Source organism: Acinetobacter sp. A3, from assembly GCF_012371415.1.
Classification (GTDB): Bacteria; Pseudomonadota; Gammaproteobacteria; order Pseudomonadales; family Moraxellaceae; genus Acinetobacter.
Genome location: NZ_JAAZQW010000013.1, coordinates 16,413 through 28,235 on the forward strand (window position 1 = coordinate 16,413; position 11,823 = coordinate 28,235).

12 protein-coding genes are annotated in these 11,823 nt (G+C 42.5%); 2 read left to right on the forward strand and 10 right to left on the reverse strand.

Annotation, left to right across the window (positions count from 1 at the left end):
• Positions 1 to 61 precede the first annotated feature (61 nt).
• The 10 genes from HHA42_RS06230 to HHA42_RS06275 form a co-directional block, all read right to left on the reverse strand.
• The gene (locus tag HHA42_RS06230) at positions 62 to 712 is read right to left on the reverse strand and encodes a 3-oxoacid CoA-transferase subunit B (protein ID WP_168418271.1); all 651 of its coding nucleotides are present in this window, start codon (positions 710 to 712) and stop codon (positions 62 to 64) included.
• Between the two features lie 22 nt (positions 713 to 734).
• Entirely contained in the window at positions 735 to 1,421 is a 687-nt protein-coding gene (locus HHA42_RS06235) for a 3-oxoacid CoA-transferase subunit A (RefSeq protein ID WP_104851986.1), read from the reverse strand.
• Between the two features lie 27 nt (positions 1,422 to 1,448).
• The gene (gene benE, locus HHA42_RS06240) at positions 1,449 to 2,669 is read right to left on the reverse strand and encodes a benzoate/H(+) symporter BenE (protein WP_168418272.1); all 1,221 of its coding nucleotides are present in this window, start codon (positions 2,667 to 2,669) and stop codon (positions 1,449 to 1,451) included.
• A 59-nt stretch (positions 2,670 to 2,728) separates the two neighbouring features.
• Positions 2,729 to 3,514, reverse strand: a complete 786-nt coding sequence (gene benD / locus HHA42_RS06245) for a benzoate diol dehydrogenase BenD (protein ID WP_160241299.1) — start codon at positions 3,512 to 3,514, stop codon at positions 2,729 to 2,731.
• A gap of 38 nt (positions 3,515 to 3,552) precedes the next feature.
• A complete protein-coding gene (gene benC / locus HHA42_RS06250) occupies positions 3,553 to 4,569 on the reverse strand; it encodes a benzoate 1,2-dioxygenase electron transfer component BenC (RefSeq protein WP_019837573.1) in 1,017 nt (338 codons plus the stop codon).
• 93 nt (positions 4,570 to 4,662) lie between these two features.
• Positions 4,663 to 5,154, reverse strand: coding sequence for a benzoate 1,2-dioxygenase small subunit (benB, locus tag HHA42_RS06255; RefSeq protein WP_131261937.1), 492 nt, complete (start codon positions 5,152 to 5,154; stop codon positions 4,663 to 4,665).
• Positions 5,151 to 6,539, reverse strand: coding sequence for a benzoate 1,2-dioxygenase large subunit (benA, locus tag HHA42_RS06260; protein WP_131261936.1), 1,389 nt, complete (start codon positions 6,537 to 6,539; stop codon positions 5,151 to 5,153). Before benA ends, benB begins: the two co-directional genes overlap by 4 nt.
• Positions 6,540 to 6,613: 74 nt before the next feature.
• Positions 6,614 to 7,534 carry a catechol 1,2-dioxygenase gene (gene catA / locus HHA42_RS06265; protein WP_131261935.1) on the reverse strand — a complete coding sequence of 307 codons (921 nt, stop codon included), beginning with the start codon at positions 7,532 to 7,534 and terminating at the stop codon, positions 6,614 to 6,616.
• Between the two features lie 154 nt (positions 7,535 to 7,688).
• Positions 7,689 to 7,979, reverse strand: coding sequence for a muconolactone Delta-isomerase (gene catC, locus HHA42_RS06270; RefSeq protein ID WP_168418274.1), 291 nt, complete (start codon positions 7,977 to 7,979; stop codon positions 7,689 to 7,691).
• A 13-nt stretch (positions 7,980 to 7,992) separates the two neighbouring features.
• Positions 7,993 to 9,102: a muconate/chloromuconate family cycloisomerase gene (locus HHA42_RS06275; protein ID WP_104851981.1), complete on the reverse strand. Its 1,110-nt coding sequence runs from the start codon at positions 9,100 to 9,102 to the stop codon at positions 7,993 to 7,995.
• Positions 9,103 to 9,218: 116 nt separating this feature from the next.
• Between HHA42_RS06275 and HHA42_RS06280 the strand changes: the two genes are divergently transcribed.
• Both HHA42_RS06280 and HHA42_RS06285 read left to right on the forward strand, forming a co-directional pair.
• On the forward strand, positions 9,219 to 10,133 hold the full coding sequence (locus tag HHA42_RS06280) for a LysR family transcriptional regulator (protein ID WP_168525812.1): 915 nt from the start codon (positions 9,219 to 9,221) through the stop codon (positions 10,131 to 10,133).
• Positions 10,134 to 10,425: 292 nt separating this feature from the next.
• Positions 10,426 to 11,799: an MFS transporter gene (locus HHA42_RS06285; protein ID WP_168418276.1), complete on the forward strand. Its 1,374-nt coding sequence runs from the start codon at positions 10,426 to 10,428 to the stop codon at positions 11,797 to 11,799.
• Positions 11,800 to 11,823 lie beyond the last annotated feature (24 nt).

Genomic DNA, 11,823 nt, shown 5'->3' on the forward strand with positions numbered 1-11,823 from the left:
AAGGAACGTTCAATCTCTATTCAATGCGTCGTTTAAAATAGCGATGTCTGTCTATTTATACTCATTGAGTCGCATCAATCAGTTTAGCGCCAGTTAAAGATTGCAGCTCTTCAAAGCTTAAGCCTTCAACTTTCTCAATCACTTTCATGCCTTCATCTGTCACGTCAATCACACACAAGTCTGTGTAAATGCGGTCTACACATTTTAAACCTGTAGCAGGATAAGTCAGTTCAGCCACAATTTTAGCTTCGCCTTTTTTGGTCACGTGGTCAGTCGTAATAAAGACTTTTTTCGCACCAACGGCCAAGTCCATTGCACCACCTACGGCAGGAATGGCATCTGGCGCGCCAGTGTGCCAGTTTGCTAAGTCGCCATTTTCAGCGACTTGGAATGCACCTAGTACTGCGATGTCTAAGTGACCACCACGCATCATGGCAAATGAGTCACCATGATGGAAGAATGAACCGCCTGTGAGCATGGTGACGAACTCTTTACCCGCGTTGATCAGTTCAGGGTCTTCTTCGCCTGCAGGTGGTGGTGGACCAAATGCCAATAAACCATTTTCAGAGTGTAAGAATACGTCTTTGTCTGAAGGCAGGTAGTTAGAAATTTTAGTTGGTAAGCCAATGCCAAGGTTGACATAAGCACCGTCTGGAATGTCTTGCGCCACACGTTCAGCAATTTGATCACGTGTTAATTTGGTATAGCTCATGATGTTCTCCTTCACGTGACAGTTATGCAGATTGTTCAGGTTGTTTTGCGCCAACGGCAACAACGTGCTGAACAAAAATACCTGGGGTGATAATGTGTTCAGGGTCTAACGCACCCAACTCTACCACTTCAGAAACTTGCGCAATGGTCACATCTGCCGCCATAGCCATGATTGGGCCAAAGTTACGTGCAGATTTGCGGTACACCAAGTTGCCCCAACGGTCGCCTTGCTGTGCTTTAATTAAAGCAAAGTCCGCACGAATTGGGTTTTCAAGAACGTAATCTTTACCTTCATAATTTAGGGTTGGTTTGCCTTCTGCAAGCAACGTACCAAAACCTGTAGGGGTGTAGATTGGCCCTAAGCCCATACCAGCAGCCTGAATACGGCATGCCAAGTTACCTTGTGGCACAAGTTCAAGTTCGATTTTGCCTGCACGATACAACTCATCAAACACCCAAGAGTCAGACTGACGTGGGAATGAACAGATGATTTTACGTACTGCACCCGCTTTCAGTAATTTAGCTAAACCGTAGTCGCCATTACCTGCGTTGTTGTTCACAATAATTAAATCTTTGATGCCAAGTTCAATCAAACCATCAATGAGTTCCGCTGGTTGACCTGCGGTACCAAAACCACCAATCATGATGGTTGAACCATCTTTAATTTGCGAAAGAACTTCTGTTAAAGAAGTTTGACTTTTATCAATCATAATGTGTCCTAGACAATTGCCTGTCCATTAACTTTTGGAACTTTGAGTTGAAGGTAGGGGCGCTGCTGAGTTGTCACGTTTGGTTAAAACCAAATGAGCGATCAAACCAATACAGATCCCCCAAAATACAGAACTTAGCCCTAAAAACTGCATGCCAGAGGCGGTTGCTAAAAAGGTGATGAGGGCTGCATCACGTTGTGATTCCTGACCCATTGCAACGGAAATATTGGTGGCAATAGCACCTAACAGTGCCAGACCCGCCAAAGCTGCAATCAGTTCTTTGGGCAATAAGCTGAATAGCATGACGATGCTGCCTGCAAATAACCCACCTAAAATATAGAAAATACCGTTTGCCACACCTGCGATATAGCGCTTTTCTTTCAGTTCATGTGCATCTTTACCTAAGCATAATGCTGCAGTAATTGAGGCAAGTACAATGGTAATTCCTCCCACACACGCCACCGCAAGCGAAGCAATACTGGTCGCGCTGATGATCGGTTTGGCTGGCATGTCATAACCGCTGATTTTCATAATTGCCATACCTGGTAAAAACTGTCCAGACAGGCTGACTAAAATCAAAGGTAATGCAAGGTTAAGCGTAGAATTCCATGTCCATTCAGGCGCAATAAACTGTGGAATTGCCAAACTAAAATTGGTATTGACTGGGTTGATTTGACCAAACATTAAGCTCAGTACAATTCCTGCTGCCAATACCCAAATCATTGCATAGCGAGGACTGAAACGTTTCGCCAGTAAAAATACTGCCAACATGCCAAATACAATATAGGGCATGCTGTCGCTTGCAGTAAATAAACCTAAACCAAACTGCACCAAAATTCCCGCCATCATGCCTGCGGCAACTTCTTTGGGAATCCATGACAAAAGTTTGTCAAAATAACCTGTAATTCCAATCAAAAAAATCACCACGGCAGAGGTGATGTAAGCAGCAACGGCTTCATTTAAAGAAATATCTGGAAACAGCGTTACCAGTAAGGCTGTACCCGGTGCAGACCAAGCGGTCACCACAGGTACTTTATACTTAATTGATAAAAAGATACCTGCGACTGCAGCACCAATAGAAATTCCCCAAATCCATGAAATCATCATGTCTGGGGAAACTTGGGCTTGCTGTGCTGCCTGAAAAAAGATGATCAATGGACCCGAATAGGAGATCAGCACTGCTAAGAATCCTGCAACAGTGGCTGAAATTGACCAGTCATTTTTTAAAGTTTGGAACAGGTGACTCATTGAATATTTGCCTCCTTGCATCAAGCAATGATCCTGTTAAAGTTGGTCATGATCTTGGCTTAACCCTGATCACCACCACCTACAGGTACAACAGTACCTGTCATGTACGATGATTCATCAGAAGCAAGGAATAAAATAGCATTCACTTGTTCCTGAATAGTGCCGTAACGACCCAAGAAAGTACGATCAATTGTTTGATCTACAACTTCTTGCATCCACGCTTGTTCTGATTCAGAAAGCGGGTTGGCGTTACGTGGTACTTTGCGTGGTGGTGCTTCAGTGCCGCCTGTGGCAATTGCATTGACACGAATACCGTCTTTGGCGTGTTCAAAGGCAAGGGATGCGGTTAAGCCATTCACACCGCCTTTTGAAGCCGAATACGGCACACGGTTAATACCACGTGTTGCAATAGAAGATACGTTTACAATCGTACCTTTTTGATTCTTAATCATTTCTGGCAACACGGCACGGCAGCACCATAGGGTTGGGAACAATGAACGATTCACTTCCTTGATAATTTCTTCTTCAGAAAATTCTTGGAAAGGTTTCATCCAAATTGCACCACCGACGTTGTTGATGAGTACATCGACACGGCCATAGGTATCGAGTGCTTTTGCAACAACAGATTCTGCGCCTGCAAAAGTTTCAAGATTGGCTTTTACAGTAACAGCATCGCCACCAAGCTCTTCAATTTCAGCCAACACTTCTTCTACATAAGGAGAAAGGTCAGCCATGACTACTTGTGCGCCTTCGCTAGCCACTTGTAAAGCCACACCGCGACCAATGCCTTGAGCGGCACCAGTCACGATTACAACTTTGTTTTCAAATCTTTTTGAGCGATTCATTGTATTCTCCGACTATGTTTCTAGACTGTCTAACAAACTTAGTTGGCAGAGAATTTTTCAAATAGGAAGCTTGCAGGTTTAACACCTTCTGCATCTAACCAGCCACGTACCGCTTCTACCATTGGCACTGGACCACATAGGTAGATGTCTACATCACCACCGTTGAGCCATTCGTTTTCGATATGGCCAGTCACGTAACCTTTACGCTCATGTGCAGATTCTGGATTTGCCACTACAGTGCGATACTCGAACCAAGAGAATTTTTCTTGTAGTTCGTTTAATTTTTCAATTGCGACTAAGTCAAAGTCATTGGTCACACCAAAGACTAAACGTACAGGGTGCTCAGAACCTTTTTCTTCAAGCACTTGCAGCATAGACATAAATGGCGCAATACCTGTACCACCCGCTAACATCACCACAGGGCGTGCTACATTACGTAGGTAGAAGCTACCAAATGGACCAGTAAAGGTCATTTTGTCGCCAGCTTTAGCGTTTTGGCTTAAGAATTCGCTCATTTTTCCGTTTGGTACGTTACGTACCACAAAGCCAGTTAAGCGGTTACCAGGCTTAGAGCTGAAAGAATACGAACGAGTTTCTGTTGTACCAGGAATACCCACATTCACATATTGACCTGCAAGGAAGTGAATGTCTGGTTGACCTTCATCTAACTGAATATCAAAGGTAATAGTCGAGTCAGATAAGTTTTCAACACGTGCCAATGTACCTTCAAATGCATGAATTTCAGTTTTACATACATCAGAAGTGGCTTGAATTTGGAATACTGCGTCTGAAGTTGGTTTACATTGGCATGCAAGAATATAGCCTTGTTCAGCTTCTTCTGGTGTCAATGCATCTTCAATATAAGTTTCTTCAGGCATGTCATACGAACCTGATTCACAAAACGCACGGCACGTTCCACATGCACCGTCACGGCAGTCCAAAGGAATATTGATCTTTTGACGGTAAGCTGCGTCTGACAGTGTTTCACCATCTGTAACAGAAATAAAACGTGTAACGCCATCTTCAAATTGAAGTGCAACATTGTGGTTTGACATGGCTGAATATCCTATAGAAATCTTTAAAACTTGACCTTTCAGCCAAAATTCCATCTGGCTGAAAGGTTTACCTAGCTGTAAATCAATACAGTCTTAGAGGTGATAAATGTCGATTACTTGGTTGATGTAATCGTTTTTCAGCACCACGTACTTGCTTAAAATTTGTGGTTTGTCGCCAGAAAAGTCGATTTCGTAGCGTGACATACCAAAGTAGCTGTAGTTGGTTTTGTAACGGAAACTCAAGGTGTTCCAGTTAAAACGTACAGTCACTTTATCGCCATCACGTTCAACAATTTCAATGTTGTTGATGTTGTGGCTCGTACGTGTGTCTGGCATGGTTGCAGACGAACGTTCAGTTTTGATACGGAACACACGGTCTTCCAAACCTTGACGGTCTGGGTAGTAAATCAAAGAGATTTCAGACTGTGGATCTGTAGTTAATTGGTCATCGTCATCCCAAGCTGGCATCCAGAAAGAAGCAGTAGGAGCGTAGCACTGTAACCACTCATCCCATTGCTCATCATCTAAAAAGCGAGCTTCTTGATAAAGGAACTGTGCAACTTTTTCTAAGGTGATGTCGCTCATGCGTTTTCTCCTTCAGTAGATGCCGCAATTTCTTTTTCAGTTGCGATGCCTTGTTTGATGAGTTCTAACCAGTGTTGGTGCTGAGCAAGGTATAAACCTTCGTCTTCAGTTTTAATACCAGAAAGTTTTGGTTTTAAACCAATTTCGTTGGCTGCATCGTCTGGACCTTGGATCCAGTGCTTAGAGCCACGGCACATATCGTTCCACTCAAGTGCGATACCTGCGTAACCTGCTTGACATGCACGGAATTCTTCAAGATCGTCTGGGGTTGCCATACCTGATGCGTTAAAGAAATCTTCGTATTGACGGATACGGCGTGCGCGTGCTTCTGGCTCTTCACCCACAGGTGCGATACAGTAAATAGTCACTTCAGTCTTATCTACAGACAGCGGACGTAATACACGAATTTGTGAACCGAACTGATCCATGAAGTACACGTTTGGATATAGACACAAGTTACGTGAACGTTCGATCATCCATTTCGCCATCGCTTCACCGTATTGCTCGGTGTATTCGTCTTTCTTGGCAAAGTTAGGACGGTCTTCTGGGTTAGCCCATTGTGTCCAAAGTAGCATGTGACCATTTTCAAAGCCGTAAGAACCACCGCCTTGTTTGCCCCATGAACCTGCGCTCATAGCACGAATGTTGTCGCCAGCTTCTTTTTCTTTACGTTGCTGAGTTGTTGCAGCGTAGTTCCAGTGTACTGCAGACACGTGGTAACCATCGGCACCGTTTTCAGCAGTTAACTTCCAGTTACCTTCATAAGTGTAAGTAGAAGAACCACGTAAAACTTCAAGACCTTGTTGTGATTGACCTACAATCATGTCAATGATTTTAGTTGCTTCACCTAGGTATTCTTCTAAAGAAGGAACATCTGGGTTCAAGCTACCAAACAAGAAACCTTTATAGCTTTCAAAACGGGCAACTTTTTTCAAGTCGTGTGAACCGTCTTTGTTGAAGCAATCTGAATAACCCGCATCGGCAGGGTCTTTCACTTTTAACAACTTACCAGAGTTGTTGAAAGTCCAACCGTGGAATGGGCAAGTATAAGTTGCTTTGTTACCACGCTTGTAACGACATAACTGTGCACCACGGTGTGAACACGCATTGATCATGGCATTTAATTCGCCATTGCGGTTACGTGCAATGATGATTGGCTGACGGCCAATGTAAGTGGTGTAGTAGTCATTGTTGTTTGGAATTTGGCTTTCGTGTGCCAAATAAACCCAGTTGCCTTCAAAAATGTATTTCATTTCTAGGTCAAACAGGGCTTGGTCTGTGAATACTGAACGGTGTAGTTTAAATTCACCAGATTCAAAATCATCAACCAATAGCTCATCAATGCGGTCTAAGTGGCTGGTGTTAATTACAGGAATACGAGGCATGTCCTTTCTCCGACTTTCCAAGGAGGGGAAGTCATCGGGATGAATCTAATGATTACATCCCGATTCCATTCAAATTATGCGCTTGCGCGGCGACGTTCAACTTCAGTAGAAGGAGCGCCTTCTTTATCTTTCTGAAGAACAACGTTGAATTGGATGTATTTGAAAGGACCTTTCAAACCACGACGTGCGATTTCAGCTTCGTCAGTTACGTCTACAGCTTCAGCAACTAGACCTTCACGAGTACCGAATGCGAAGTCGTCCCAAAGGTATTTATCACCTTCGATGTTGAACTGAGTCGTAAGCTTACGGTAGCCAGGTGCAGAGATGAAGTAGTGCACGTGTGCTGGACGTTGACCGTGACGAGAGATTTGGTTCAATACACCTTGAAGTGGACCTTCAGGGTTTAAGCCATAACCTACAGGCATAGTTGTTTGAGCAACATATTGACCTTTTTCATCAGCTAAGATTGAGCGACGTAGGTTGAAGTGGCTTTGTGACTTATCAAAGAATGAATAGTTACCGTGGCTGTTTGCATGCCATACTTCAACTTTAGCACCAGGAATGATGTTGCCGTCAGTGTCAGTTACTGTACCGTCAATGATTAAAGTAGGGATTTTGCCTTCTTCAGAACCATCGTCCATACGAGCAAAACCAGTAGATTCAGGCGCACCAGCAACATACAATGGACCTTCAATTGTACGTGGCGTACCACCAGTCAAGCCTGCTTTCGCGTCAGCTTCGTCAGCACGTAAGTCTAGGAAGTGTTCAAGACCTACAGCAGAACCCATCAATGCAAACTCATCAGCTTTTGCAATATCAATGATAGTTTCAATACCTTTCCAAACTTCTGATTGGCTTAAATCTAAGTCTTCAATCGCTTGGAATAAATCTGTAACTAAACGAACAAGTACCTGTTGTACACGTGCATTTACTGGACCTTCTGAAGTGTCCACGTTACAAGCTTTAACTACATTTTCAATGGTTTGACGATCCATTTTGTTACTCCTTAGAGGTGTGCGCTGTGGTGGCGAATATCTCTGGACTTAAATAAAGAGATATTTAGCTGCCACATTCCTTGTTTACTTGGTGTTAAATATGTGTATTTCTTTGGTGCTGGAATAAATGACTTATTCCAGTACTTGTGTTGTATCAGGTGTCATCTTCACGAATTGAAGATGGGTGGCGGTTCAATGCCATCACTTCAATATTCATGTAAGGGTAGAGTGGAAGACCTTGTAAAATGTTGTGCAGTTCTTCGTTGCTCTCTACATCAAAAATACTGATGTTTGAATATTGGCCAGTAATACGCCAAATATGACGCCACTTGCCTTGATGCTGTAATTCCTGTGAATAGGCTTTTTCAACGGCTTTGATTTCGTTGGCTGTTTCAGCTGGCATATCCAATGGAATGTTTACATCCATACGTACGTGGAAAAGCATGGGTTTCTCCTAATTACTGACGACGCAAGTTGTCAATTTTGTCTTCATCCAGTTCAATGCCTAGACCTGCACCTGTTGGAAGGTGTAATTCAAAGTCTTGGTACTGAAGCGGAGTTTTTAAAATTTCTTCTGTTAGCAGCAATGGGCCAAATAATTCAGTGCCATAAGCTAAATTTTGGAAGGTAGAGAACACGTGTGCAGATGCAATTGTGCCTACAGGGCCTTCAAGCATGGTGCCGCCATATAGGTCGATACCTGCCAACTGTGCAATCGTTGCCACTTCACAGCCTTCAATCAGACCAGCAGACTGTGCAACTTTTACTGCAAAAACAGATGCCGCATTGCGTTTCGCTAATTGATAAGCACTTTGTGGGCCCATCAATGATTCGTCTGCCATGATGGCAATATCAAATTTGCGAGTTAAACGCTCCATGGCATCAATGTTGTCAATTGCACATGGCTGTTCAATCAGGTCTACACCACCATCTTGTAGAAGTTGGATACCTTTAATGGCTTCAAGTTCTGACCAAGCACGGTTAACGTCTACACGAATAGAAACGTCTTTACCTAAAGCTTGTTTAATGGCTAATACGTGTTCAACGTCTTGCTCTACAGGGCGTGAACCGATTTTGAGTTTGAAAGTGTTGTGGCGTTTTGCCGCAATCATTTTTTGCGCTTCAGCAATGTCTTTTTCTGTATCGCCAGATGCAAGCACCCATAACACAGGAACAGAGTTGCGTAGACGACCACCTAAAATTTCACTTAAAGGTTGGTTTAAGCGTTGTGCTTGAATATCTAATAAAGCAGTTTGAATGGCACATTTCGCAAAACGGTTACCATTGATATTCTTTTTAATGACCTGTAAAGTTTGCGCAACGTTCAAGCCAGCTAAAGTTTTTAGCAATGGTGCGAAATATGTTTCAATATTGGTTTTCACACTTTCTGGGCTTTCTTCACCATAGCCCAAGCCACCAATTGTGGTCGCTTCACCCCAGCCAACAAAACCATCTTCAGTGGTGATTTTGACTAATACCAGGGTTTGGGTTTGCATGGTTGCAACCGCCATCTTATGTGGACGGATGGTTGGTATTTCCACCAGCAAAGTTTCTACTGACTTATACATGGTTTGCCCTTCATATCATTGCTTTATTACAGTTATGTGATATACCTTAAAAGAATAAATTGCATTGGTCGAAGATCAAATTTGCATTTTTTTATACTTAAAAGGTATTTTGAGCTATGGAACTCAGACATTTACGTTATTTTGTTGCTGTTGTAGAAGAGCAAAGTTTCACCAAGGCAGCAGAAAAACTCTTTATTGCTCAACCACCTTTGAGCAGACAGATCCAAAATTTAGAACAAGAACTTGGAATTCAACTATTTGAGCGCGGTAGCAGACCGCTTAAGACCACGGAAGCAGGCCAATTTTTTTACCAGCATGCTGTTAAACTTTTGTCTAATGCTGAAGAAATTAAGTCGATGACTAAACGGGTAGGTATTGCTGATCGTACCGTGACTATTGGCTTTGTTGGTTCTTTATTGTTCGGTTTATTGTCAAGAATTGTATATTTGTTTAAGCAGCAGCATCCGCATCTAAAGATAGAAATGGTGGAAATGACCACCAATGACCAGATTCAAGCCTTAAAAGAAGGACGTATAGATGTCGGATTTGGTCGTTTGCGTATTTCCGATCCTGCGGTGAAACGCATACTGTTGCGTGAAGAAAGATTAATGGTTGCGGTGCATTCAAGTCATCCTTTTGCGATGCAAAAAGAAGGGGTGTATTTGGCCGATGTTGTTGATCAGCAACTATTTTTATATCCGAATCACAATGAACCTAACTTCTCTACGCAAATTCGTGGTGTGTTTTCTGAGTATGGACTAGAGCCAAGGAAAATTCGTGAAGTACGTGAACTGCAACTGGCTTTAGGCTTTGTTGCGGCTGGTGAAGGGGTGTGTCTGGTTCCTGAAAGTGCTGAAAATATTCATTTAGCACATTTGCATTTTATACCTATTTTAGATGATGCGGCGGTGAGTCCAGTCTTTATGGCTATTCGTAACATGGATGAAAGTGAAGATATTCGTTCTTTATTTGACTGCATCTATCAAGTTTATGACTTGGAAGCTGTGACCTATGACCGTAGTGTATTCTAATAAATTTAATTTAAATCAATGGATTGAGAATTAAATCACACATTAATTTATTGTGCTTTTTATTTGTATTTGCCGTCATCTGAATTAGAGAGAAAAACTTTTTCACTATTTCTGATGACGGCATTTTTTATACACTTTCTATTTTATTTTTATAAATATCAATACCTTATATTTTCTTAGACTTTTTAGGTATGCATCCATGCCTATTCAGTTTTGGACAAATTTTAACTTCTTATTCATTGTGTGCATCTGAGTTGGAGTAACGGACTTCACAATTAGGAGGTGAAGCAAGATGCAAAGCAATAAAATTAATATCAATACCTTGATTGATGATGCCAAGTTCACGCCATTCCATTGGGGCGTATTGTTTTGGTGTCTGATGATCATTATTTTTGACGGTTATGATTTAGTCATTTATGGGGTTGCATTGCCGCTGCTCATGCAAGAGTGGGCTTTAAGTGCAGTTCAAGCTGGCTTACTGGCCAGTACCGCATTATTTGGCATGATGTTTGGTGCCATGACCTTCGGTACGCTTTCTGACAAATTGGGGCGTAAAAAAACCATCATGATTTGTGTGGCTATTTTCAGTGGCTTTACATTCTTAGGTGCGTTTGCAAGCAATCCAGTCGAATTTGGTATTTTACGTTTCCTTGCTGGGCTTGGTATTGGCGGGGTAATGCCAAACGTTGTGGCCCTTATGACAGAATATGCGCCTAAGCGTATTCGTAGTACTTTGGTTGCGCTGATGTTTAGTGGTTATGCCATTGGCGGTATGACTTCAGCATTGTTGGGTGCATGGTTAGTGCCAGAGTTTGGCTGGAAAATCATGTTCTACATCGCAATTATTCCATTGATGGCTTTACCATTAATTTGGAAATTCTTGCCTGAGTCACTTATGTATTTGACCAACAAGAAAGAAATTGAGCAAACTCGCAGCATTGTGCAAAAAATTTCGCCAAGCCAACAATTAAACGGTGACACTGAGTTTGTATTAAATGAAGTCACTAAAGGCGATGAAGCACCTGTAAAAGCATTGTTTCAGCAAGGCCGTATGTTCAGTACGTTCATGTTCTGGATCGCATTCTTCATGTGCTTGTTAATGGTTTATGCTTTGGGCAGCTGGTTACCAAAATTGATGATCCAAGCAGGTTATTCATTGGGCGCAAGTATGATCTTCCTATTCGCACTGAATATTGGTGGCATGATTGGCGCAATTGGTGGTGGTGCATTGGCTGACCGCTTCCATATCAAAAAAGTACTCACCATTATGTTTATCTGTGGCGCAGCAGCATTAATTCTGCTTGGCTTTAACAGTCCACAAATTGTGTTGTACACCTTAATTGCAGTTGCTGGTGCAGCAACCATTGGTTCACAAATCTTGCTTTATACTTTCGTCGCACAATATTACCCATCTACTGTACGTTCTACAGGTATGGGCTGGGCATCAGGTATTGGTCGTATCGGCGCGATCGTTGGACCAGTCTTAACTGGCGCATTATTGACCATGAATTTACCGCACCAAATGAACTTCTTTGCTATTGCGATTCCAGGTGTAATTGCTGCTTTAGCGATCTTCATGGTGAATTTAAAAGCTTCAGTAGATGCGAAAGCCCTTGCAGAGCCTGCGGTAGAAAGCAATCCAATTGCACAAAAAGCAACCCAATAATTTCTATACCTTTCAATTAATCTT